Raw genomic sequence first — 23,437 nt, 5'->3', positions numbered from 1 at the left:
ATGCCAAAACTAATATTGATATTCTTCTTTTTTGTAAACTTGGGTTTTTCGCAAGTCTATAACCGTCTAACGCAATTGAATTTAGGTTTTAGTCATGAAGAGTTTACATACAAACAAAACATCTCAGCATTCAATGATTCCAGCACACATCATTTTGAATTTGTTTCACATTCTCCGCTCGTTAGTATCAACCACAATATAATTATTGGCGATATTTTTGCGGTTTCAGGAAAAATAGGATATCAATACATGAATATTTTTTATGACCACAAACGCTATGGCGCCTCCTTTGCTTATTTTACTTTAAGCCCAATTCTTACTGTATTTTATCGAAAAGGATTTGAATACTATGTGAAATTAAACGTTGGCGCCAATTTTTGGTTCAATAACCCTAGTCTTCTAAATGATCAAGCGAGAAGAACATTTCCTGAAAAGGCGATGGTAATTACAGGTTTTACTCCAATTGGTCTGAACTATTTTCTAACAAAAAAAATTGGATTTAACTTAGAATTAAGCATTTGGACGCCAGAATTACTTACTTTTGGGTTAAACTATCGGTTCCATCGAGGAGACAAACCTTCAATTCAAAAAATGCAAGCCATATGAAACAATTAAAGATTTATTTAACCGTAATGATTGCTGCTTTTTTCATGAGCAGCTGTAATTCTCAAGAACAATCAAACGGAGAAAACGAAGATAATGCACCTAAAAGTCAAATTAGTCCTTTACAAATTGTTGAGGATATTAATGTAAAAGATTTTCGTGAAAAACTAGCAAAAGATCCTAATGCACTGGTACTGGATGTTAGAACTCCCAGCGAATTCGCAGAAGGCTCGATTGAAGGAGCTATTAATGTTGATTTTTTAAATGAAAATTTTTCAACGGAATTAGATCAACTAGATAAAAACAGAACCATTTACCTTTATTGCAAATCTGGAGGTAGATCAGGTCAAGCTAAAAAAATACTTGAAGATAAAGGCTTTACAGCTATCTATAATTTGGAAGGTGGATATATGGCTTGGCTCCGCTAGTTTTAACTTCCTTTTAAAAAGAAACATCACATAATATTTCGAATAAAATCTGCTAACTTCGTTATATGACAGAGCGGATTACTTATTTTGTTGATGTAATTTTACCCTTAAGTATACCTAATACCTACACGTATCGTGTCCCATATGATATGAACGATTTATTGGGCGAAGGTAAACGCGTAATTGTACCTTTTGGAAAGGCTAAATATTATACAGCCATAATTAAAAGGATTCATCAAGAAATCCCACAAAAATATACCGCAAAATATATTGAAGGGGTCTTAGATGATCGTCCTATCGTTACCCCCCAATTATTTAAACTTTGGGATTGGATTTCTGATTATTATATGGCCGATATTGGCGACGTGATGAATGCTGCTTTACCCAGTAATTTCAAACTCGCTTCTGAAACTAAAATCTCCCTTCATCCGGAGTATGATGGAGAGGATGAACATCTAACCGATCAAGAATTCTTGATACTAGAATCACTCCAAGTACAAGAAGAACTTACGCTGAAAGAAGTTTCTGAAATTGTAAAGATCAAAACTATACAGCCAATTATTAAACGCTTAATAGAAAAACGAGTTGCAATTGTAACTGAAGAGTTAAACGCTAAATACAGTCCCAAATTCGCCTCGTTTGTTGAAGTAAGTGAAGAAATTAAAACGGACGAACAACTTTCGGGTCTTTTAAATGAACTTGAAAACTCAAGTAAAAATCACAAGCAAGTCAATGCTCTATTAAAAATTGTTGATCAAACCGGATGGAGAAATGGAACACAAATTCCTGTCCTAAAAAAACAAATTGTTACAGAGGATATTTCAGTCTCATCTTTAAACACCCTAGCTAAAAAGGGTATCATATCGATATTTACTGCTGAAATATCTCGGCTGGGAGATAAAGAACAATTGGTGGAAGCAGTAAAAGAATTATCGCCTGCACAAACCCAAGCTCTATCAGAAATTCAGGAATTTTACAAGAAAAAACCTATCGTACTGCTTCACGGTGTTACCTCATCTGGTAAGACAGAACTTTACGTTAAACTAATTCAAGAACAAATAGAATTGGGTAATCAAGTACTGTTTTTACTCCCAGAAATAGCACTTACTACTCAGTTAATAACCAGGTTAAAAAAATATTTTGGTAACCTCGTTGGAGTATACCACAGTCGTTTCAATCAAAATGAACGCATTGAAATTTGGAACAAGGTGTTAACCAATGACCTAAATGAATTTAGAATTATACTAGGCGCAAGATCTTCCGTATTTCTTCCATTTCAAAAATTGGGATTAATCATAGTTGACGAAGAACATGAAAACTCATTTAAACAGTACGATCCAGCTCCACGTTACAATGCTCGTGATACGGCATTAATGATGAGTAACCTGTACAATTCGAAAGTATTGTTAGGTTCTGCAACTCCATCTATTGAAACCTATTACAACGCAAGCGAAGGAAGATATGGACTGGTAAACCTTCACGAGCGATTTGGTGGTGTACAAATGCCTGAGATTTTATGTGCCGATTTAGAAAAAGAAACGAAGCGAAAAACAATGAAGTCTCATTTTTCCTCTTTCCTTATGGAAGAAATGGAAAATGCTTTTGAAGAAAAAAAACAGGTTATCTTATTTCAAAATCGAAGAGGCTACAACCCGGTATGGTCGTGCGAAATGTGTGGTTGGACCCCTCAGTGTAAAAATTGTGATGTTTCGCTAACCTATCATAAATCAAGCAACGCTTTAAAATGCCATTATTGCGGATTTTTCGTATCTCCTCCTTCTTCTTGCGGAGGTTGTGGTAGCAGAAAATTAAAAATGTTAGGATTTGGAACGGAAAAAATAGAAGACGAACTTTCAATTTACTTTCCAGATATTGTAATTAAAAGAATGGATCTTGACACTACACGCGCTAAAAATGCTTATCAAAATATTATATCCGACTTTGAAAATCGAGAAATTGACGTTTTGATTGGCACGCAAATGGTAACGAAAGGCTTAGATTTCGACAATGTTGGATTAGTAGGTATTTTAAGCGCTGACCAAATGCTGAATTTCCCAGATTTCAGAGCCTTTGAAAGGTCTTACCATTTAATGTCACAAGTTGCAGGTAGAGCAGGAAGAAAAAAAGAAAGAGGAAAAGTTATCATTCAAGCCTTTGATCCTAACCATTGGATAATTCAAAAAGTAATGGCACATGACTATTTAGGGATGTATAAGCAAGAAGTTATTGAACGACGTAACTTTCATTACCCACCATTCTTCAGAATTGTAGTACTCAAATTAAAACATCGAAAAAAAGATACCCTAGAATTTGGCGCTAATGTTTTAGCAAAGAAATTGCAAGAAGTCTTTAAGGACCGCGTCTTAGGTCCAGAAGTTCCCCCAATTGGTCGTGTCAGAAATTTTTATTTAATGAATATTCGGTTGAAGTTTGAACGTGATGCTTCGCCGTCGAAAGTAAAGAAAATCATCAAAGATAAAATTGATGCGTTTCTCACTGATCATGATTTTCGTTCAATTCGTGTGGATATTGATGTCGATCCGCAATAGGTAAAATTGCACGATCAGAAGGAATTATGAATCAAAAAAAATCCCCAACTTCAACAATTGGGGATTTATAATTAATTAACGTTTAGTTTCTTTTCAAGGTCTTCGAGATAACCTCTGAATTGCTTATCTGTTTCTGCTAAATTATTCACTGTTCGACAAGCATGCAATACTGTTGCGTGATCTTTACCTCCGCATTGAGCTCCAATACTCGCCAACGACCATTTTGTCATTTTCTTTGCGAAATACATTGCAATTTGTCGGGCTTGCACCACTTCACGTTTACGTGTTTTGGATTTAAGCAATTCAATCGGCAAATTGAAATAATCACAAACTATTTTATGAATATAATCCATTGAAACTTCGCGGGCTGTATTTTTGACAAATTTGTCAATCATCTTCTTAGCCAATTCAATGGTAATGGATTTTTTATTTAAAGAACCTTGCGCAATTAACGATGTCAAAGCCCCTTCCATCTCACGAATATTTGTATTAATACTGTACGCTAAATATTCGAGAACATCAGCTGGTAAATCCACACCGTTTCCGTAAATTTTCTTTTCAAGGATAGCTATTCTAGTTTCTAACCCAGGTGGCTGAACATCAGCAGACAATCCCCATTTAAAACGAGATAATAAGCGTTGCTCAATCCCTTTCATTTCAACAGGCGCCTTATCAGCAGTTAAGACTAACTGTTTACCAGTTTGATGTAAGTGGTTAAAAATATGAAAAAATGCATCTTGCGTTTTTTCCTTTCCTGCAAAAAACTGTACATCATCAATTATTAAAACATCCATCAACTTATAAAAGTTAATGAAATCATTTGTTGTATTGTTCTTTATTGAATCAATAAACTGACGTGTAAAAGTTTCTGCTTGAGTATAAAGCACGGTTTTGTTTGGAAATTGATTTTTAATTCCAATTCCAATAGCATGCGCCAAATGAGTTTTTCCTAATCCAACTCCCCCATAAATTAATAAGGGATTAAAAGCCGTTCCACCTGGCTTATTTGAAACAGCAAATGCAGCTGATCGTGCAAGTCGATTACAATCTCCTTCCACAAAATTATCAAACGAATAAGTTGGATTCAAATTTGAATCAACGTTCACCTTTTTCAATCCCGGAATTATAAAAGGGTTGCGTATTTGGTTTTCACCAACATTAAGTGGCATCGAAACCGGTGTGTTTGATAAATTTTTCTTACTTGAAGTGGGCAATTTAACTGTATAAGGTGTCTTTTTATCAACACTCTTATCCATAATTATGGAATACTCCAACTTCGCATCCGCTCCAATTTCCTTTTTAATTACCTTTTTAAGTAGATCAATGTAATGCTCTTCCAACCACTCGTAGAAAAAGTGAGATGGCACCTGTAATGTCAAAACCTTTGATTTGAATTTAATTGGAACGATCGGCTCAAACCAAGTCTTATAGCTCTGTAGGCTTATATTATCCTTGATTACTTTTAAGCAATCTTCCCAAATCAATTCATGGTTTTTTGTATTCTTCATTCAGGTAGGGGTATATTATATTGTTTATTATCTTTTCTAATCAGCTTTTCAACTTGTCAACAAATATTCACATAAAAAAGTTATAAAAAAAATTCATTTGATATTGTTTTTTCACTTTTTTTTACTTCTGTAATTTTTTGCTTTTTTTCTTTTTTTTTCACTCCCAATTCGGAAAAATAAATTAATTTATCACGGGAGAAAATTGACCGAATTACGAATATACATAAAATGTATACACATCAGACAAAATTAAGAGTTAGATACGGTGAAACGGACCAAATGGGTTACGTTTATTATGGAAATTATGCACAATTTTTTGAAATTGGTCGAGTAGAGATGCTTCGCTCGTTAGGGCTTAGCTACCGTGCGATGGAAGAGAAAGGCATCATGCTCCCCGTGATGGAATATAACGTTAAATACATTAAACCAGCTTTCTATGATGACGAGATTATTATTCACACAACTATCTCAGAATTACCTGGCATAAAAATTAAGTTTGACTACGAAATTTTTAATGAAAAAAACGACCTTTTAACCAAGGCGCATACCACGTTAGTCTTTGTTAAAAAAACAGATATGAAACCAACAATTGCGCCTCAAGATTTACGCGAACAACTCGAACTCAAAGGCCTTAAATAAGAAACGTAAAAAAGAATTAAAGCTCGTAGCAATCGTATTCGAAATTATCCAATTCCGTTTTAGATTTTTCAAGCTCATAATAATTCTCAATTGTAAATGGATTCGCTCCGTTTTTAAACTCTCCTCTTTTATAACACTCCTCACCAAACGCATCTCCGTCTGAATCCAATAAAATCTTTTCTTCGTAGGTTACCGTCTGTTCTTCTTCTCCGTCTGGAGTTTCCACGATAGTTGTTTCAGTGTAAGAATACGTACACTTCATGCATCGTTCACAACCCGTGTTAAAAACTAATAGCCCTAAAAAAGCAAACACCCCAATTCGAATCATAGATTTGTATTTTTGTTCAAAGATATAAAACTAATGGATAGGAAAATTATTGTAACTGGAGACAATTCAAAAACTTTGTTAATTCCACATTTAAATGAAACGTATCATTCGACGCATGGCGCTTTTAACGAAGCTATGCATGTTTTTATCCAGCATGGGTTAAGGTATGCAGAAGGAAAAGGTGGCACACTAAAAATTTTAGAGATGGGACTTGGCACTGGGTTAAACGCATTGTTAACGTCCATTCACGCAAAAAATTCAGTTGAATATACGGCTCTGGAAAAGTATCCATTAGCAATAGCAACTGTAAATGAATTATCCTTCAAAACAATTATTAATAACAATGAGGTTGAAGAATTTTTAACCGAGTTACATAATGCACCTTGGGACGGTTTAACGAAAATTAATTCTACTTTTCAACTAAAAAAAATAAATGCTGATTTAATCGAAATTGACTTAAAACCAAAAGAATATGATTTGATTTATTTTGATGCGTTTGGACCAAGAGTACAACCTGACTTATGGACAAAAGAAATAATGGTAAAACTGTACAAAAGTCTTAAATCCGGTGGTACTTTGGTCACTTATTGTGCTCAAGGTCAATTTAAGCGGAACTTAAAATCTGCAGGTTTTATTGTTGAGTCATTACCAGGTCCTCCCGGCAAAAGAGAAATGACTAGAGCGATAAAGACTGAAAAAAATAATCACTAAATTGAAAAACTAACTAATTTTAATCTTTAAAAACAAATTCAAATGACTGAACTTTTGACCTGGCACAACGTCTTTACCTTACTCATGTTAATACTTTTGCAGGCAGTTTTAGGTTTTGACAATCTTTTATACATCTCATTAGAATCCAAAAAAGCTCCTGAAAAGAAGCAATCTTTTGTACGCAAATCAGGAATAGGAATAGCAATTGTTTTAAGAATAGTTCTCTTATTTATTCTAACCTCAGTAATTTCTTTTTTTCAAGATCCGATTTTTAGTTTTAGTTGGGGGGATATAATAGAAGTTACTGATGGACATTACGAAGGTCAAACGATTCACAGCATTCTGGATGCTACTTTTAATATACATAGTTTAATTGTTCTTGTTGGGGGTGGTTTTATAATCTACACAGCCGTTAAGGAGATTTGGCATATGATTTCTCACCATGATTTTGAAAACGAGCTGAATAACGGTCAAAAATCAGCTTCAGCAAATAAAGTAATTGCGATGATTGTTGTAATGAACCTTGTTTTTTCTTTTGATTCTATTTTAAGTGCAATGGCATTAACCAATCATATCGGTAATCAAACTGTCGAATTAATTTTAATGTCAATCGCTATTGTTGCTAGTGGTGTTTTAATGATATTATTAGCAGATAAAGTGTCGAAATTTTTACAGAAAAATAGAATGTATGAGGTATTGGGTTTATTTATTCTTTTTATAGTTGGAATAATGCTTTTATCTGAAGGGGGGCATTTAGCTGGAATAAACATTCTAGGAAGCCCTGTAGAACCCATGAATAAAACAACATTTTACTTTGTGATTGCTGTCCTTGTATTAGTTGATATTGTACAAAGTAAATATCAAAAAAACCTCATTAAAAAGAAAGAAGCATTATCAAAACAAGTCGCTAAAAATGACAGAACAGGAAGCTAAAAAAAGAATTGATGATTTAAGTCGGGAAATTGAATCTCACAACTATAATTATTACGTTTTAAGTCAACCGTTAATCGACGATTATTCATTTGACCAATTATTAAAGGAACTTGAATCATTGGAAGCAAAATTCCCTCAATTTGCTTCAGATAATAGTCCTACGAAAAGAGTTGGTGGAGATATTACTAAAAAATTTACCACAGTTGAGCATGAATATCCAATGCTTTCGCTTTCCAACACTTATTCGGAAGAAGAAATTATTGAATGGGAAAATCGAGTTCAAAAACTCTCCCCTACTCAACCCGAATATGTCTGCGAGTTAAAATATGATGGAGTTGCGATAGGAATTAGGTACGAAAATGGAGCTTTAAAACAAGCGGTAACGCGAGGTGATGGAACCAAAGGTGAAGATGTAACAACTAATGTCAGAACCATTAAAACCATCCCTTTAAAACTAAAAGGTGATTTTCCTGAAAAATTTGAAATTCGAGGAGAAATTTTTTTCCCTTTAGAACGCTTTAAACTTTTGAATGAACAACGAGAAGAACTTGGAGAAGAGCTATACGCAAATCCGAGAAACACTGCATCTGGCACGCTAAAACTGCAAAATTCGGCCATAGTAGCAGACCGCGGTTTAGATTGCTTTTTGTATGGTGTTTATGGAGAAAAAATAATAGCAGAAAGTCATTCGCGAGCAGTTGAACAAGCTGGTGAATGGGGCTTTAAAATTCCGAGTTATCAAAAAAGAATGATTGCCAAATGTCAATCTATTGATGAAATAATGGAGTTTATTGCTCACTGGGATAAAGAACGCCATCATCTACCTTTTGAAATAGATGGAATTGTCATCAAAGTCGACCGATACGAAACACAAGAAAATTTAGGTTATACAGCTAAAAGTCCAAGGTGGGCCATTGCCTATAAATTTAAAGCGGAGCAAGTACAAACCGAATTGAATGAAGTAACCTATCAAGTAGGCAGGACAGGTGCAATAACACCAGTTGCAAACCTAGCACCTGTTTTGTTGGCCGGAACAACTGTAAAACGAGCATCTCTCCATAACGCGGACCAAATTGAAAAACTTGATTTGCATGAAGGTGATTTCGTATATGTCGAAAAAGGTGGAGAAATAATTCCAAAAATTGTAGGTGTAAATTTAGGAATGCGAAAAGACAACGCCGTAAAAATTGATTTTATTAATCATTGCCCGCAATGTAATACCCTTTTGTTAAGGAAGCCTGGAGAAGCACAACATTATTGTCCAAATTACAATGGGTGCGCTCCACAAATTAAAGGGCGAATCGAACACTTTATTTCGCGTAAAGCCATGGATATTGATGGACTAGGACCAGAAACAATTGACTTATTATTCAAACAAGGCCTCGTAAATAATTATGCTGACCTGTATGAACTCACTTTCCATGATATAGTCGAGCTTGAGCGCATGGCTGATAAATCGGCAAACAACGCAATTAAAAGCATAAAATCTTCAAAAGACATCCCTTTTGAAAGTGTTTTATTTGCCATAGGAATACGTTATGTTGGCGAAACAGTAGCAAAAAAACTGGCCAAGCATTTTAAGAATATTGAATCGTTGATGAATGCCTCTTTCGAAGATTTAATTAATGTAGATGAAATTGGAGAAAAGATTGCTCAGAGCATACGTCTATTTTTTGAAGATCACGAAAACAAACAATTAATTGAACGGCTCAAGAATTATGGTTTAAAATTTGAAATTGAAGAAGCTGAAGGATCAAGTGAAATATTATCTGGTAAGACATTCGTTGTTTCTGGGGTATTTGAAAAAGTAAGTCGTAAAGAACTAAAGGAACTCATAGAGATAAATGGAGGAAAAAATACAGGATCAATTTCAGCTAAAACATCCTACTTAATTGCAGGAGAAAAAATGGGTCCTGCTAAACTAGCCAAGGCAAATGATTTAGGGGTGAAAATAATTAATGAAGGAGATTTTTTGAAAATGATTAATCATCCGAACGCATAACGCATGAAAAAAATCATAATAAATCAAGCGAAGATTAAAAAAAGACTCGAACGAAAACCAATTCTCCGAAAACTCGATGTTTACAGAGAAGTATTGGTGGTAGCCGATGAAGATAAATCACAACTGGAAAGCTTTATCAACGCTATATTTCCAAGAGCAAAAATCTACTTCTTATTTCCTCGAAATGAGAAAGAAGATCAAACTAAAACTGATGTATTTAGCTATCATATAAGTGATTTGAATTTAACGGGAAAGGTAAAAAATGATAAATTGAAAAAAGTCCTCGATAACCGATTCGATTTAGTTGTAGATTTGTCAAAAAATTTGCCGTTGAATAATTTCATCCTCGCCCGCCTAAACCACACATTTATGGTAGGTAGTGCATCTAATAATAAGTCTCTTTGGTACGATTTAATTATTCCTGAAGCGAAAAACGATAAAGAATTATTTGAACATATAAAAACACAAATTAACCTCTTAAGTCAAAATGGAGCAAAATAAGTTTAAAGGATTAGGTGTTGCAATGGTAACGCCTTTCACAAGCAACGGAGCTGTTGATATAAAGTCGCTAGAAAATTTAACGCACTATTTAATTGCTGGTGGCGTTGATTACCTTGTAGTTCAAGGCACTACCGGAGAGTCTCCTACCCTATCAATTGCGGAAAAACAACTGACCTTAGACACTGTTGCCGAAGTAAATCAAGGAAAACTGCCCTTGGTCTTTGGAATTGGAGGCAATAATACGCTAGCCGTGGTGAACGATTTTAAAAATTATGACCTTAGTCAAGTTGATGCGATTTTATCAGCTTCACCATACTATAATAAACCTACGCAAGAAGGAATTTTTCAACATTATGCAAAAATTGTTGAAGGAACAGATTTACCGATTATCGTTTACAACGTTCCTGGTAGAACATCATCAAATATATTACCCAATACTACATTAAGGTTAGCTAATGAATTTGATCAAATAATTGCTGTAAAAGAAGCTTCAGGAAATATTGAACAAGTCATGAATATAATAGCCAATAAACCAGACAATTTTTTGGTAATTTCTGGTGACGATGCTATTACAATGCCTATCATGGCTGCTGGTGGAGACGGTGTTATTTCTGTGGTAGGAAATGGTTTCCCCAAACAATTTAGCACAATGGTTAATGCTTGTTTAAAAGACGATATGAATACTGCCCGTCATTGGCATTATAATATCTTACCAATCATTGATCATTTATTCGCTGAAGGAAATCCTGCAGGAATAAAAGAAGTTCTCACGCACAAGAACGTGATGTTAAACAATGTCCGATTACCCCTTGTTAACGTGTCGGATGAACTCAAAAAGAAATTAATTGATTTAACAGATCAAATAGAAAAACTATAACCTTTTTGATTAGTGACCGTAACAAAAGAACAACTCATGCTTTCAACCTAAACTTCTGATATTATGAGTTGTAAAAAAATACTATATTTGAAACCACTTGTTTAATCAAAATCGAATGAAAAGAAAAAAAATTATCATCGGTATCTATTGTGCAGCTGCTGCAATTGCATCCGTTAGTTGTTCGGGTTCATCGGATGAAAATGAAATCCAACATATTGAACTTGCTGATACCACCGCGGTTGATACTGTCGTGGAAATAGCATCGATTGATTATTCTGTTCCTACTCCAAATGAACTTTTTGAGATCATTAAACTTCAAGGAGGTGAGCAGAAATTGGAATTAGTTAACCCAATAGAAAATGCGGAAAACTATGTAGATGTAAAATCGAAATCCATCAATTTTGGTGTTTATTCGGCTGACATTGCTTATTTAAGTTGTTTTGGCATTGGTGTTGATTTCTTGAAGTATTTCAAAAAGATTGAAGAACTAGGTGAGGAACTTGGGATTGCTGGGGCATTTGATGAAGAAATGATGGATAGAATCGAAAATAATGAAGGTGACTCCGATTCGCTATTTGCTATTTCTAACGACACATACTATGACAGTTATTTGTATTTAGAAGAAAACGAGAAAGGCAAGGAACTTTCTCTAATAATGGCGGGGGGATATATTGAATCTCTTTATATCATCACAAATCTTGTAGAACAATATGCTGACAATGATCCTGTAGTTAAAAAAATTGGAGATCAAAAAGTAGTACTTGAAAACTTAATTGACTTCATTTTTGAATATTCCGATGATGAAGACGTTAATAATATCATTCTTGACCTTACTGATTTAGCAGATGTATTTGAAAGCAATATGGATTTAAAAGAATCTGAAACGAATGTTGCTAATGACCAAGATGGAACATTATTAATTAGTGGTGGAGGTTCGTACCACATGACCGCAGCCGCTTTTGACGCAATTAAGGCAAAAGCAAACGAACTTAGAGTTAAATACACAAACTAGAATAAAATGAAAAAAGTAGTACTTGCAGGAGCATTTTTGTTCAGTATAATTGTTATCCAAGCTTTCGCCCAATGTAATAAAACGCATTATAGATGCACCGATCAATTTTCAAAAGAACAAAGAGGTGCATATTGGAATTTAAATAATCAATCTCGTAGCGCCGCTTTTGAAAAAGGAAAGGTATACGAAATGAGCTTTATTGCATATGAAGGTTTCGAATACCGTTTGTCAACTTGCTCAGACGTTGAAAGTGCAAATAGTGTAAAATTTGAACTGTCAAAAGATATCGTTGTTCGTGTTAAAGATAAGGATGGCAATACAAATATTAAACGTCAACGAGAAGTAATTTTCGACAACGAAGATGATGGCATGACACCATACGTATTGTTTACAACGGATAAAACAACCAAATTCTATGTTGCTGTCAACGTTCCTGCAACAGGTAGCAGCGAGAATAAAAAACTAACCAATACCGATAATGTTTGTGTAGGTGTATTACTCGAGCATCGTAAAACTGAAAAATTAGGTTTTTAAAAACCTTAAAACAATAACAATCAATCTAAACCGTCTTAGCTAGTGCTTGGACGGTTTTTATTTTTAAACTATGACATTTACTCCAGACAAAATTGAAGAATTTAATCACTTAGTTACCGCGGCTTCAAAAATTATTATTACCGCACACAAATCTCCTGATGGAGATAGCATCGGTTCTTCACTAGCCTTATACCATTATTTAAAAAATGAACATGAAAATGTGGTAATTTGCCACCCGGATAAGGCTCCGCATTTCTTGAATTGGTTAACTGGTTTTGACGAAATCGAAACCTATGAAGAATCTCCTGAAAAAATCGAGAATCATTTCATCGAAGCTGATTTAATCTTCTGTCTTGATTATAATTCACCAGGCAGAATTGGTAAAATGGACGATTTACTCGAAAAATCATCTGCGAAAAAAATTATGATTGACCATCATAGAGACCCTAATGTTGAATTTGTTGACTTAATGTTCTCTGATCATACTATTTGTTCCACTGCTCAGATGATTTTTGAATTAATTGAAGCAAGACAAACATTGTTTCAAATTGACCAGGCCATTGCTGAAAGCATTTATACCGGAATTATTACTGATACGGGTTCGTTTCGATTTTCATCCGTAACGCCAAAAACACATGAAATAGGCGCCTTTTTAATAAACAAAGGACTTAGTCATTCAAAAATTCATGAAGCCATTTTTGATAACAATAGTGAAAACCGTGTAAAATTAACAAGCTTTGCAATGCTCGAAAAGCTAGTTGTTTTAAAAGAATTTAATGTTGGTTACATTTCGCTTTCTGCTAATGACTTAGACCGTTTCGATGCCAAAAAAGGAGATACAGAAGGTTTGGTGAATCAGGTTTTATCTTTAGAAGGTGTTAAAATGGCCGTGTTTTTTAAAGAGTCCGACGGAATTATTAAAATATCGATGCGTTCACAAGGAGAAATTCCAGTGAATAACCTTGCTAGAAACAATTTTCACGGAGGTGGACATCTTAATGCTGCGGGCGGTAAATTTGTAGGAAAATTGGAAGATGCAATTCAAAAATTTGTAACTATTTTACCTAAATTCGTTGAAGAAAATAAATCCGTTTTTTAAAATGAAATACCTCCTCCCTGCTCTTATTTTAGTTGTAGTTGCCTGTAAAAACGACAATCCCAAAATGGAAGTTGCGAATCCTAATTGGTCAAAAGATGAATCAATTAAAATGAATAGTGAATTTGCTGCTGAAGAGGACAATGAAATCGATGTGTTTTTAATGACACGACCTGACTGGAAAATGAAGGAAACAGGAACGGGTTTACGCTACATGATATACAAAAACGGGATAGGAACCGACTCTGCAAAAGTTGGCGATGCCGTAACCGTAGACTTTGAAATCACATTACTTTCTGGAGAAATTTGTTACTCGTCAAAAGAAAATGGTGCTGAAACGTTCCTGGTTGAAAAATCAGACATTGAAAGTGGTTTACACGAAGGCATTAAATATTTAACTGTCGGCGATAGAGCAAAATTTATAATTCCTAGTCGAGCTGCACATGGACTTATAGGAGACACCGATAAAATTCCCCCGTTAAGTCCAGTTATTTACGATATTGAACTCTTAAAAATTGACAAAAATGATTAAATATTTCTCCCTGATTTCTTGTACTCTCTTACTTTCTTGTAATTTGGATGGAGTACAATCTGCAGATGAAGAATCAAGTGATATTGAATCTACTACAATCGATTCATCTCAATTAGTGAACAATGTGAGTGATAGTTTAGCTAGTTTAGAAAGAGAGGGCGATCAACCATTTTCGTTATTGAAAGATTCTATCGATGGTAAAATAAATGAAATGGTCTATAACGGTGAAGGTGGTTTAAGGGTTGAATGGACTAAAAAAAACACTAATCATCCTATTGCATTAAATGATGTTGTGCTTGTTAATTACTCAGCACGGGTAGCTGCGGGAGAAGAATTTGATTCGAACCAAGAAATTGGACAACCTGTGCCACTTAAAACTAATATCGGAATGTTGATTGAAGGCTGGGAAAAAGGGCTATTAAAAATGCATGTTGGTGACATTGGTCGAATTATGATACCAAGTGCTATGGCATACGGAGACGCAGGATATTTAAATATTGTACCACCTAAAGCAGATGTAATTGTTGAAATTGAAATCGTTGAAAAAATTAAGCCTATCGTTCTAGAAGAAGGAGTAAAAGTATACAAATGGAAAATAAATCCTGAAGGAAAGTCTCCCTCTAAAAATCAAAAAATTACATTTGACTATTTCGCCTATACCAAAGGTGAAAACGGTAAACGTTACGATAATTCTTTCAAAAACAGTGAACCTTTTAGTTTTAAATTTGAAAATGACAATGTCATTGACGGCCTACATCAAGGAATGTCAGTATTAAAAACCAAAGAAAATGCCTTTATTGAAATACCAGCAAAATTAGCATATGGTAATGCTGGACTTGTTGATTTAGTTCCAAAAAATGCTGACATCGTATATGATGTTAGGGTCCAAACAATCGATTAATTTCCTTTTCTAGACAACCTATTAAACTTTACGCCTGTATTGTTTGAAAATGAACGCTACCAAAGCGATATTTTATCGTCTTTAATTTGAATTTGAATAGGTAAGACTTGGACCAAGATAAGCTGAAAAAGCAATTCATAAAGGGAAATAAAAAAGCCTTTGATATCATTTATCGTGATTATTCTCAGGCTATGTATACCGTATGTCTAAGATATACCAAAAACACTGACAAAGCAGCTGATATCCTTCAAGAAGCGTTCATTAAAATTTATCGCAAGAGAGATTTGTTTAATCCCGATTACGAATTAGGCGGATGGATTAAACGCATTGTAATAAACGAAGCAATTAATCAATACAGACAAGAAAAAAGATTCGAATTTGTTGAAGAAGAGGCTTATTTTGAAGCTGAAGATGAGTTAGAGCTTTATATTGAAGATGATCAAGTTGATCTAAAAAAAATTCTTCATGAAATACTTACAGAACTGCCTGATGGTTACCGTACAGTTTTTACGATGTATGTATTAGATAACTTAAAACATCAAGAAATTGCTGATTATTTAGGAATTTCTATCAATACTTCAAAAACGCAATTATCAAAAGCAAGGAAGATAATTCGTAAAAAACTTGAAGCGAAACAAATTACCAGAAATACCGTGCTGAATGGGTAAAGAATTTAAAAATATCGATGATTTGTATCAAGCCGAACTTGGTGGTGAGATGCATACGGTTCCTGAGCATATTAAATCAAATATTGATGAGTCTCTAGGCTTTAATACTAATCGCAAAACCGCCTTTATATGGTTGAGTATTGTTTTTATAGGTGGGATAATAACAATTCCCTTTATAAACCAAACTGATACACAAACACCCTTAGTTGATACGGCAATAACCGCTCCTCAAAATTTTTATAGTGATGCCGCAGAACTCGATCTTGAATCAACAGATATTAACACTTTAGTTGAAACTCCGTCGTCACAAAAACATCCAATCAATTCAAAAAATAACGGAACAACTCAAAACACGATCCAAATTAGCGAGCAAAAGAATGTTAAATCCAAGAATAGTGTAGTCAATAAAGGCAAAAAATATACCTCCACACCGTTAAAAACGAAAGAAGTACAAACTAACTCATCCGAATCAAAAGTAAACTCAAGTAGCGCTAGTATAGTTAATCAATATCGAACAGAAGAACAAGTTGAAAACAAGCAAATTAACACATCAAAACAAGTAAACCATAATAGACAAATCAAAGCTGAACTTGATGACACTAATACTCCATTAAAAGAAACGATAGACTCCTCTTCAATTACGGCACAAGTTCCTGAAAGTTCAATAGATACAAAAAAGCAAAATTTGAATAAGGATAAAAATGCGGATATTTCCAAAATTGCGGAACTAGACAGCACTCATATTCCTGCAATGATTCCAATTGACCCCAATTTAAAAAAGATTAAATCCCAACCATGGATGCTTACCTTAACTACAGGATTCAACAAAGTTAACTCCTCTTATTCGGCTAATACCCAACATGAAAAAACAATTTATGAAAATGCCGGCACTGACCAAATTGGAAAACAAACTAACTTTGATTTTACATACCGATTAAATAATGGACTTACATTTGGTTCTGGACTTGGTTATACAAAGTTTGAAGAAGAATTTAATTTTAAGCGATCGATACAAACTACACGGGCCATTGAAAGCTATGAATATGAATACGGATATAATTATGATTATGAAGAAGAAATAATTTATGATGAAGTTTCTGGTGCGGTACTTGACACTATTTTGGTGGCAGTTGATTCTACCTATGGATTATTAGATACAAATTCCGTGTATTCAGTCGAGAAATCGATTCATCAACGAGATGTTAGAGGAACAAATAAAGTAACTTATGTTCACATCCCTATTTCATTCGGCACGCAAATGAATTTTAATCGCATACAATTGGATTTATATGCAGCCTTACGATTTAACTTTCGAACAAATTCTGAGGGAATTTATCAAAAAAACGATGCCTTTTATTCTTTTACTGACCGAAATAGCATTTACAGAAAGTTTTACACGGACATTGCTCTTGGTGTTCGCTTACACTATAACTTTTGGAGCAATCTATACTTAAGTTCAACACTCCAATATCGTCCTGTAATTGGCAAATCGCTTGGGACATCTACTTTTAACAAAAGCTTTGACTATACCCATATAGGCATTGGATTGGGAATTAGGCTATAAAAACCCTTCTCTTTTCCTTTTATTACTATGATCGTCAGCAGAATCACCACTTTTTCGACCAAAATAAAAGCCAAGTCCAAAAGCGGCTAAACCGACTAAAGAAGTCACCCAAAATTTTAGCATTAATAAAACAATAAATAGCACGATGATAATTCCTGCTATCCAATACGCCATTCGTTTTCGTTCTTCAGTCCATTCCATCTTAAACTCCTGTTAATTCAATCACTTTATTAATTGCATCATCAAGCCCACTACTATCACTACCACCAGCTGTTGCAAAAAATGGTTGACCGCCTCCACCACCTCGAATAAGTTTAGCTGATTCCCTAACCAGATTTCCTGCATGCCAATCCTTTTCTTTTGCTAATTCATCCGAAATTACAATGCTCAAGGTGGCTTTACCATTAGATTTACCACCAATAACAGCAAATAAACGATCTACTGATCCTTTCAACTGAAAACAGATATCTTTAATAGAGCCTCCGTCTAAATCTAAAATCTCTGAAATAAACTGAACGTCACCACGTTGACTTATTTTACTGAGAATTTCTTTCTTAATCTGTGCGACTTGCGCATTTTTCAACCCTTCGATTTCTTTGGACAATGCTGTGTTTTTATCCAACAATTCTTGAATTGATTTCACCAGGTTTTTGGGTTTTTTAAGTAGTTTTTCTATGGCTTCAAATTGGGCCGTTCGCTCTGCATAATAAGCTTGTGCCACATCCGAAGTTATGGCTTCAATCCTTCTAATTCCTGAAGCTACTGAACCTTCGCTCGTTATTTTAAACAAACGAATTTCTCCTGTTGAATTAACATGAGTACCACCACAAAGTTCAATCGAATCCCCAAACGCAATCACTCTTACTAAATCACCATACTTTTCACCAAACAAAGCCATAGCTCCCATCTCCGTAGCTGCCTCCATCGGTATTGCACGACTTTCATTTAATGCAATATTCGCGAATATCGCATCATTGACCTGTTTCTCTATAACTTCTAATTCTTCATCACTTACTTTTGAGAAATGAGAAAAATCAAAACGTAGATATTTGTCATTAACAAGCGACCCTTTTTGTTCGACATGACTTCCCAAAACAGTTCTTAATGCATGATGTAGAAGGTGCGTTGCAGAGTGATTTGCTTCTGTTAACCTTCTTTTTTGTCCATTGACATGAGCTTTAAAATGTGCGCTCGGATTTTTAGGCAATTCTTTTACGAGATGAACAATTATATTGTTTTCTTTTTTTGTGTCGAAAACAACTACCTTTTCATCTTCAGACTCAATATAGCCACTATCCCCTATTTGTCCACCTCCTTCTGCATAGAATGGCGTAATGTTAAAAACTAACTGGTAAAATTCTTTTTTATTCTGAACGACTTTTCGATACTTTGTGATTTTAATTGAAGTTTCTAAATAGTCATACCCAACAAACTCTTCTACCTCATCCTCTATTAGCTCCACCCAATCATCCGATTCAATAGCCGTCGCCGCTCTTCCTCGATTTCTTTGTTCTTCTAACAAACGATCAAATTCGATTAAATCTGCCGATAAATCATGCTCATGTACAATTAATGAAGTTAAATCCTTAGGAAAACCAAAAGTATCATACAACTCAAATAAATCTGCCCCTGAAACCTGGTTTTTTCCAGCGGCTTTTGTGTTCGAAACGATTTCTTCAATCTTTTTTAATCCATTTTCTAATGTCCTAAAAAAACTATTTTCTTCCTCAAGAATAACTTTGGTTATCAATTCCTCTTGCTTTGACAGCTCAGGAAAAGCATCACCCATTTCCTTCGTTAATGTTGCTACAAGCTGATTCAGAAACGGCTCTTTCAAATCCAATGTTTGATAACCATACCGGACTGCTCGTCTTAATATTCTACGAATGACATAACCGGCTTTGTTATTTGATGGCAATTGTCCATCAGCGATGGAAAAAGCGATTGCCCGCACGTGATCCACAATAACGCGCATGGCAATATCTATTTTTTCATTCTCCCCGTATTTCTTATTTGATATTCGCTCGACAAATTGAATTAAACTCTGAAACAAATCAATATCATAATTCGATTGTTTACCTTGTAAAACCATTGCCAAACGCTCTAACCCCATCCCCGTATCAACATGAGTAGCAGGTAATTTTTCTAACTGTCGATTTGCTTTTCGGTTATATTGCATGAAAACCAAATTCCAAATTTCTATCACTTGCGGATGATCTTTATTGACCAAATCCTTACCGTCTATTTTTTTACGGTCATCTTCATTTCTTATGTCGACATGAATTTCCGAACAAGGACCACAAGGCCCCGTATCACCCATTTCCCAGAAATTATCTTTTTTATTTGCTAATAAAATTCTATCTTCAGAAATGTACTTTTTCCAAATATCTATTGACGCTTGATCAACATCCAACTGATCTTCTTGATCACCTTCAAAAACCGTCACATAAATTCGATCTACATCCAATTTATACACATTCGTCAATAAATCCCATGCCCAAGCAATTGCCTCTTCTTTAAAATAATCACCAAAAGACCAGTTGCCAAGCATTTCAAACATTGTATGATGATAAGTGTCTACACCAACCTCTTCTAAATCATTATGCTTACCAGACACACGTAAACATTTTTGGGTATTGGCAACGCGCTTATCTTTTGCCTCATTATAGCCAAGAAAAAAATCTTTAAATTGATTCATTCCAGCATTTGTAAACATCAAAGTTGGGTCATTTTTGATAACCATTGGCGCAGATGTTCCAATTTCATGGCTTTTAGCTTTGAAATAATCCAAAAATACTTGTCGTATGTCGTTGATTTTCATTAAAGTAATTTGTTAACGATTGTTAATTGTATTGCAAATTTATTGTTTATATGTAAATTTGCGCTTTTGAAAGTAGAATTTTTATGTCTACTCAGCTCAAAAAACATGATTATTAGATTTAATTAAACTGAATGAAAAGACAAAAATTTAGATATAACCCACAAACACTATCGTATGAAAAAGTGGAATTATCTACAAAAGAAAGAATTTTACGTTCTCTTCTTGTTATTGCTCCGGCAGTAGTACTTGGATTTTGTTTTTACCTCGTATTCTCATCCTTTTTTAAATCGGCACACGAAGTTAGTTTAGAACGAGAATTAGCCATGCTAGAGCAAGAAATGGCCGAAGTTAGTGAGCAATTAACATTAATGACAGCTGTTCAAGATGACCTTGAAAAAAGAGATAATGAAATTTATAGAGTTGTATTTAATGCCGAACCTTTCCCAGAGCACATGCGTGAACTTGGTACTGGTGGAATGGATGAATATGCTGAATTAAAAGGGTACAATCACTCCAACCGAATTATAGAACAACGACAACAATTAAAAGCGTTAGAAAAACGTATCTACGCTCAATCAATCTCGTTTGATGAAGTGATTGCATTGGCGAAAGAAAAAGAAAAGATGTTAGCGAGTATGCCCGCAATACAGCCCGTTTCTAATGAAGATTTAACACGAGTCGCTTCTGGATATGGATTACGAATAGATCCTATTTACAAAACAAAAAAAATGCACTGGGGGTTAGATTTTACTGCAGATGTAGGAACCAATGTCTATGCCACTGGTAACGGAACTGTAGTTGAAGTTGAAACTAAAATGTGGGGATACGGAAAAAGTATCGTAATTGACCATGGATTTGGATATCGTTCCCGATACGCACACCTCAGCGCTTTTGACGTCAAAAAAGGAGATAAAGTAATGCGTGGTCAAATTATAGGAAAAGTTGGTAGTACTGGAAAATCAACCGGACCGCATCTTCATTATGAAATTGAGAAGAATGGTACAAAAATAAATCCCGTGCACTTCTTTCATTCGGACATCTCTGCTGATCAATATGAGCGATTGTTAGAAATGGCGAATAATGCGAATCAATCTTTTGATTAAGACTGAAATTTACAGCGTTTATGACGACCGCATTTTCATTTCGAGCAGCATTTTGCTAACTTTGTGAAAAATAAAGGTATCGTAATGAAGAAATCTATACTGCTTCTCTTCGGATTTTTATTCCTAAGACTAAGTGCTCAAATTCCCACCTATTATTCTCCTGTAAATTTTGATTTAACAGGACTCGCCTTAAAGGCAGAATTAAGTGATTTAATTACAAGCACACACACTTCCCCTACCTCATACTCCGAAGTATGGGATGTTTTAAAAGTAGCTGACTTAGATCCAGAGAATGACGATGTCGTGCTGCTAATTTATGGTTATAATGACGCAGACGGCGATAATGAAACAGATAGAACTCGCGATAAACATGCCAATGGAGGGTCTCCTCCTGGTGAATGGAATAGAGAACATGTTTTTCCAAAGTCACTCGGTAGTCCTGATCTTGGAACAACAGGACCTGGATCAGACCCCCATCATTTAAGAGCTGCTGACATCGATGCAAACGGTCATCGTAGTAATCGAAAGTTTGCAAATGGAGCAGGAAACGCAGGAACAGTAGGTGCCAACTGGTTTCCTGGTGAAGAATGGAAAGGTGATGTTGCACGAATGTTAATGTACATGTACGTTCGATATAATTCAAGATGTTTACCAAATGCAGTTACAATAGGAACTTCAAACGCTATTGATGCCAACATGATTGATTTATTGCTTGAATGGCATGCAGCAGATGAAGTGTCTCCTTTCGAAGTAAACCGAAATAATGTGATATACGAGGAAATTGGAAATAGAAATCCATTTATTGACAATCCCGCAATTGCAAATCGAATTTGGGGTGGCCCTGAAACTGAAGATACTTGGGGTGTGCTTTCAGTTGAAAACTTTTCAACGTCGACTTTAAATATTAATGTTTACCCTAATCCCACTGAATCTGGTGAGATTAACTTAGCCATTCCAGCCTCTCAAACAATCAATAAAATTATAATGTATAGCCTTGATGGACGCCAAATAATTCAAGCAAAACCAGCTCTTGCTACAAACCAATATGCATTAGATGTTAAGGATATTCCATCCGGTTTATACCTGATTGAACTTGAAGTTTTAGGTCAGTTACACATTCGTAAAATTTGCATTCAATGAGCCGTTACATAAGATTAGTCTGGGATTTTTTTGGAGAAACAGCTGATGGAACAGCAAAACATCACCTTATCCACTTAGAAGAATTTATGACCAAAGAAAAAATTGAATATTTCAATCAAGGAGTAGATTCAAAAGGAGAACTTCACGCTTTGGCATTTATAACGGTTCAGGAAACTGATGTGAAAATTCTTCGTGACGCTTTAAAACCACACCGCGCTTTTGTAGAGAAACTTAAAATCCCGTCCGAATAGGGTTGGTTAGTTTTTCCTGTCCAATGGTTGTTTCTGGACCATGACCACAATAAACAACCGTATGTTCCGGTAGCATAAACATCTTATCTAGAATTGTTTTTTGTAAATCCTCAAAACTAGCTCCAGGTAAGTCATACCTACCAAACGACCCTTTGAATAAAATATCTCCATTAATCACGAAGCTTTCTTCCTCCGCATAGAAAGCAATATGCCCAGGCGCATGTCCAGGTCCAAAAATTACTTTTAATTTACTCTTTCCGAATTCAACAACATCTCCTTCTTCCAGAAAAACAGTAGGTTCTGGAGATAATTGATAGCCTGGTATACCATACATTTGGCAAGACTTTGGAACTAACGCCAAAGTCGGTAAATCTAAACGATGACACGAAAGCTGTAAATTATATGTTTGACTGACAAAATAATTCCCAAAAACATGATCAACATGACAATGGGTATTGAGTAAATGAACGGGCTTAAGGTTGTTTTCTTGAATAAATTGACTTAATGTTTCTCGTTCATGCGATTCATAACAACCCGGATCGATAATTACACATTCCCCTGATTCGTCGTATAATACATAGGTGTTTTCTTGAAATGGATTGAATGTGAATTTCTGAACCTTAATCATAAACTGTCTTGTTTTGTTCACAAAAATAGAAAGACTTTTTAATACAATCCATCCAAATCTTGGGAGCAATTGAATAAAGGGTGGATTTTCTTTATCGAAAGGTTCGAC

General features: G+C 34.8%; 24 protein-coding genes. 19 read left to right on the top strand and 5 right to left on the bottom strand.

Features of this window, described 5'->3' with window-relative positions; genetic code table 11:
• From A8143_RS12570 to priA, 3 genes are all read left to right on the top strand, one after another.
• Window positions 1–606: a hypothetical protein gene (locus tag A8143_RS12570; protein ID WP_070138266.1), complete on the top strand. Its 606-nt coding sequence runs from the start codon at window positions 1–3 to the stop codon at window positions 604–606.
• Window positions 603–1,031: a rhodanese-like domain-containing protein gene (locus tag A8143_RS12565; protein WP_245676509.1), complete on the top strand. Its 429-nt coding sequence runs from the start codon at window positions 603–605 to the stop codon at window positions 1,029–1,031. The genes A8143_RS12570 and A8143_RS12565 overlap by 4 nt, the downstream gene beginning before the upstream one ends.
• A gap of 65 nt (window positions 1,032–1,096) precedes the next feature.
• Entirely contained in the window at window positions 1,097–3,580 is a 2,484-nt protein-coding gene (priA, locus tag A8143_RS12560; protein ID WP_070138265.1) for a replication restart helicase PriA, read from the top strand.
• Window positions 3,581–3,651: 71 nt separating this feature from the next.
• Here priA and dnaA read toward each other — a convergent pair whose 3' ends face one another.
• Window positions 3,652–5,088, bottom strand: coding sequence for a chromosomal replication initiator protein DnaA (gene dnaA / locus A8143_RS12555; protein ID WP_070138264.1), 1,437 nt, complete (start codon window positions 5,086–5,088; stop codon window positions 3,652–3,654).
• A 228-nt stretch (window positions 5,089–5,316) separates the two neighbouring features.
• Between dnaA and A8143_RS12550 the strand changes: the two genes are divergently transcribed.
• Window positions 5,317–5,727 (top strand): acyl-CoA thioesterase, encoded by a 411-nt coding sequence (locus A8143_RS12550; RefSeq protein ID WP_070138263.1) that lies wholly within the window; start codon window positions 5,317–5,319, stop codon window positions 5,725–5,727.
• Window positions 5,728–5,743: 16 nt separating this feature from the next.
• Here the strand turns inward: A8143_RS12550 and A8143_RS12545 are convergent, their stop codons facing one another.
• Window positions 5,744–6,055, bottom strand: a complete 312-nt coding sequence (locus A8143_RS12545; protein WP_070138262.1) for a hypothetical protein — start codon at window positions 6,053–6,055, stop codon at window positions 5,744–5,746.
• Window positions 6,056–6,088: 33 nt separating this feature from the next.
• Between A8143_RS12545 and mnmD the strand changes: the two genes are divergently transcribed.
• The 12 genes from mnmD to A8143_RS12485 all read left to right on the top strand — a co-directional run bounded on the left by mnmD (window position 6,089) and on the right by A8143_RS12485 (window position 17,386).
• Window positions 6,089–6,766, top strand: coding sequence for a tRNA (5-methylaminomethyl-2-thiouridine)(34)-methyltransferase MnmD (gene mnmD, locus A8143_RS12540; protein ID WP_070138261.1), 678 nt, complete (start codon window positions 6,089–6,091; stop codon window positions 6,764–6,766).
• A gap of 42 nt (window positions 6,767–6,808) precedes the next feature.
• Window positions 6,809–7,699, top strand: coding sequence for a TerC family protein (locus A8143_RS12535; RefSeq protein WP_070138260.1), 891 nt, complete (start codon window positions 6,809–6,811; stop codon window positions 7,697–7,699).
• Window positions 7,680–9,701 (top strand): NAD-dependent DNA ligase LigA, encoded by a 2,022-nt coding sequence (gene ligA / locus A8143_RS12530; RefSeq protein WP_070138338.1) that lies wholly within the window; start codon window positions 7,680–7,682, stop codon window positions 9,699–9,701. Before A8143_RS12535 ends, ligA begins: the two co-directional genes overlap by 20 nt.
• 3 nt (window positions 9,702–9,704) lie before the next feature.
• Window positions 9,705–10,202 carry a DUF6913 domain-containing protein gene (locus tag A8143_RS12525; protein WP_070138259.1) on the top strand — a complete coding sequence of 166 codons (498 nt, stop codon included), beginning with the start codon at window positions 9,705–9,707 and terminating at the stop codon, window positions 10,200–10,202.
• Window positions 10,189–11,079 (top strand): 4-hydroxy-tetrahydrodipicolinate synthase, encoded by an 891-nt coding sequence (dapA, locus tag A8143_RS12520; protein WP_070138258.1) that lies wholly within the window; start codon window positions 10,189–10,191, stop codon window positions 11,077–11,079. The genes A8143_RS12525 and dapA overlap by 14 nt, the downstream gene beginning before the upstream one ends.
• 115 nt (window positions 11,080–11,194) lie before the next feature.
• Window positions 11,195–12,091 carry a hypothetical protein gene (locus A8143_RS12515; RefSeq protein WP_070138257.1) on the top strand — a complete coding sequence of 299 codons (897 nt, stop codon included), beginning with the start codon at window positions 11,195–11,197 and terminating at the stop codon, window positions 12,089–12,091.
• Window positions 12,092–12,097: 6 nt separating this feature from the next.
• Complete coding sequence (locus tag A8143_RS12510) at window positions 12,098–12,625, top strand: hypothetical protein (RefSeq protein ID WP_070138256.1); 528 nt, start codon at window positions 12,098–12,100, stop codon at window positions 12,623–12,625.
• A 70-nt stretch (window positions 12,626–12,695) separates the two neighbouring features.
• Entirely contained in the window at window positions 12,696–13,724 is a 1,029-nt protein-coding gene (locus tag A8143_RS12505; protein ID WP_070138255.1) for a DHH family phosphoesterase, read from the top strand.
• Between the two features lies 1 nt (window position 13,725).
• Complete coding sequence (locus tag A8143_RS12500; RefSeq protein ID WP_139134348.1) at window positions 13,726–14,253, top strand: FKBP-type peptidyl-prolyl cis-trans isomerase; 528 nt, start codon at window positions 13,726–13,728, stop codon at window positions 14,251–14,253.
• Complete coding sequence (locus A8143_RS12495) at window positions 14,246–15,154, top strand: FKBP-type peptidyl-prolyl cis-trans isomerase (protein WP_070138253.1); 909 nt, start codon at window positions 14,246–14,248, stop codon at window positions 15,152–15,154. Before A8143_RS12500 ends, A8143_RS12495 begins: the two co-directional genes overlap by 8 nt.
• 107 nt (window positions 15,155–15,261) lie before the next feature.
• On the top strand, window positions 15,262–15,822 hold the full coding sequence (locus A8143_RS12490; RefSeq protein ID WP_070138252.1) for an RNA polymerase sigma factor: 561 nt from the start codon (window positions 15,262–15,264) through the stop codon (window positions 15,820–15,822).
• On the top strand, window positions 15,815–17,386 hold the full coding sequence (locus A8143_RS12485) for a hypothetical protein (protein ID WP_070138251.1): 1,572 nt from the start codon (window positions 15,815–15,817) through the stop codon (window positions 17,384–17,386). The genes A8143_RS12490 and A8143_RS12485 overlap by 8 nt, the downstream gene beginning before the upstream one ends.
• Here A8143_RS12485 and A8143_RS12480 read toward each other — a convergent pair.
• Window positions 17,381–17,587 carry a hypothetical protein gene (locus A8143_RS12480; protein ID WP_070138250.1) on the bottom strand — a complete coding sequence of 69 codons (207 nt, stop codon included), beginning with the start codon at window positions 17,585–17,587 and terminating at the stop codon, window positions 17,381–17,383. The genes A8143_RS12485 and A8143_RS12480 overlap by 6 nt on opposite strands.
• A 1-nt stretch (window position 17,588) precedes the next feature.
• Complete coding sequence (gene alaS, locus A8143_RS12475) at window positions 17,589–20,207, bottom strand: alanine--tRNA ligase (protein WP_070138249.1); 2,619 nt, start codon at window positions 20,205–20,207, stop codon at window positions 17,589–17,591.
• A gap of 131 nt (window positions 20,208–20,338) precedes the next feature.
• On the opposite strand from alaS, the gene A8143_RS12470 reads away from it, so the two are divergent.
• From A8143_RS12470 to A8143_RS12460, 3 genes are all read left to right on the top strand, one after another.
• Window positions 20,339–21,310 carry a M23 family metallopeptidase gene (locus tag A8143_RS12470; RefSeq protein ID WP_070138248.1) on the top strand — a complete coding sequence of 324 codons (972 nt, stop codon included), beginning with the start codon at window positions 20,339–20,341 and terminating at the stop codon, window positions 21,308–21,310.
• Between the two features lie 84 nt (window positions 21,311–21,394).
• Window positions 21,395–22,450, top strand: a complete 1,056-nt coding sequence (locus A8143_RS12465) for an endonuclease (protein ID WP_070138247.1) — start codon at window positions 21,395–21,397, stop codon at window positions 22,448–22,450.
• A complete protein-coding gene (locus A8143_RS12460) occupies window positions 22,447–22,701 on the top strand; it encodes a hypothetical protein (protein WP_070138246.1) in 255 nt (84 codons plus the stop codon). The genes A8143_RS12465 and A8143_RS12460 overlap by 4 nt, the downstream gene beginning before the upstream one ends.
• On the opposite strand, the gene A8143_RS12455 is transcribed toward A8143_RS12460, so the two are convergent.
• Window positions 22,682–23,329 (bottom strand): MBL fold metallo-hydrolase, encoded by a 648-nt coding sequence (locus A8143_RS12455; RefSeq protein ID WP_070138245.1) that lies wholly within the window; start codon window positions 23,327–23,329, stop codon window positions 22,682–22,684. The genes A8143_RS12460 and A8143_RS12455 overlap by 20 nt on opposite strands.
• Window positions 23,330–23,437: the final 108 nt, after the last annotated feature.

This window comes from Crocinitomix algicola, from assembly GCF_001661595.2.
In the GTDB taxonomy this organism is placed as follows: domain Bacteria; phylum Bacteroidota; class Bacteroidia; order Flavobacteriales_D; family Crocinitomicaceae; genus Crocinitomix; species Crocinitomix algicola.
The sequence above is the reverse complement of the archived record's forward strand: the minus strand, read 5'-3'. Positions and strand labels throughout refer to the sequence as shown.

Coding starts and splice junctions, on each gene's coding strand:
- A8143_RS12570 (WP_070138266.1), top strand. CDS start 1: ATGCCAAAACTAATATTGATATTCTTCTTTTTTGTAAACTTGGGTTTT.
- A8143_RS12565 (WP_245676509.1), top strand. CDS start 603: ATGAAACAATTAAAGATTTATTTAACCGTAATGATTGCTGCTTTTTTC.
- priA (WP_070138265.1), top strand. CDS start 1,097: ATGACAGAGCGGATTACTTATTTTGTTGATGTAATTTTACCCTTAAGT.
- dnaA (WP_070138264.1), bottom strand. CDS start 5,088: ATGAAGAATACAAAAAACCATGAATTGATTTGGGAAGATTGCTTAAAA.
- A8143_RS12550 (WP_070138263.1), top strand. CDS start 5,317: ATGTATACACATCAGACAAAATTAAGAGTTAGATACGGTGAAACGGAC.
- A8143_RS12545 (WP_070138262.1), bottom strand. CDS start 6,055: ATGATTCGAATTGGGGTGTTTGCTTTTTTAGGGCTATTAGTTTTTAAC.
- mnmD (WP_070138261.1), top strand. CDS start 6,089: ATGGATAGGAAAATTATTGTAACTGGAGACAATTCAAAAACTTTGTTA.
- A8143_RS12535 (WP_070138260.1), top strand. CDS start 6,809: ATGACTGAACTTTTGACCTGGCACAACGTCTTTACCTTACTCATGTTA.
- ligA (WP_070138338.1), top strand. CDS start 7,680: ATGACAGAACAGGAAGCTAAAAAAAGAATTGATGATTTAAGTCGGGAA.
- A8143_RS12525 (WP_070138259.1), top strand. CDS start 9,705: ATGAAAAAAATCATAATAAATCAAGCGAAGATTAAAAAAAGACTCGAA.
- dapA (WP_070138258.1), top strand. CDS start 10,189: ATGGAGCAAAATAAGTTTAAAGGATTAGGTGTTGCAATGGTAACGCCT.
- A8143_RS12515 (WP_070138257.1), top strand. CDS start 11,195: ATGAAAAGAAAAAAAATTATCATCGGTATCTATTGTGCAGCTGCTGCA.
- A8143_RS12510 (WP_070138256.1), top strand. CDS start 12,098: ATGAAAAAAGTAGTACTTGCAGGAGCATTTTTGTTCAGTATAATTGTT.
- A8143_RS12505 (WP_070138255.1), top strand. CDS start 12,696: ATGACATTTACTCCAGACAAAATTGAAGAATTTAATCACTTAGTTACC.
- A8143_RS12500 (WP_139134348.1), top strand. CDS start 13,726: ATGAAATACCTCCTCCCTGCTCTTATTTTAGTTGTAGTTGCCTGTAAA.
- A8143_RS12495 (WP_070138253.1), top strand. CDS start 14,246: ATGATTAAATATTTCTCCCTGATTTCTTGTACTCTCTTACTTTCTTGT.
- A8143_RS12485 (WP_070138251.1), top strand. CDS start 15,815: ATGGGTAAAGAATTTAAAAATATCGATGATTTGTATCAAGCCGAACTT.
- A8143_RS12480 (WP_070138250.1), bottom strand. CDS start 17,587: ATGGAATGGACTGAAGAACGAAAACGAATGGCGTATTGGATAGCAGGA.
- alaS (WP_070138249.1), bottom strand. CDS start 20,207: ATGAAAATCAACGACATACGACAAGTATTTTTGGATTATTTCAAAGCT.
- A8143_RS12470 (WP_070138248.1), top strand. CDS start 20,339: ATGAAAAGACAAAAATTTAGATATAACCCACAAACACTATCGTATGAA.
- A8143_RS12465 (WP_070138247.1), top strand. CDS start 21,395: ATGAAGAAATCTATACTGCTTCTCTTCGGATTTTTATTCCTAAGACTA.
- A8143_RS12460 (WP_070138246.1), top strand. CDS start 22,447: ATGAGCCGTTACATAAGATTAGTCTGGGATTTTTTTGGAGAAACAGCT.
- A8143_RS12455 (WP_070138245.1), bottom strand. CDS start 23,329: ATGATTAAGGTTCAGAAATTCACATTCAATCCATTTCAAGAAAACACC.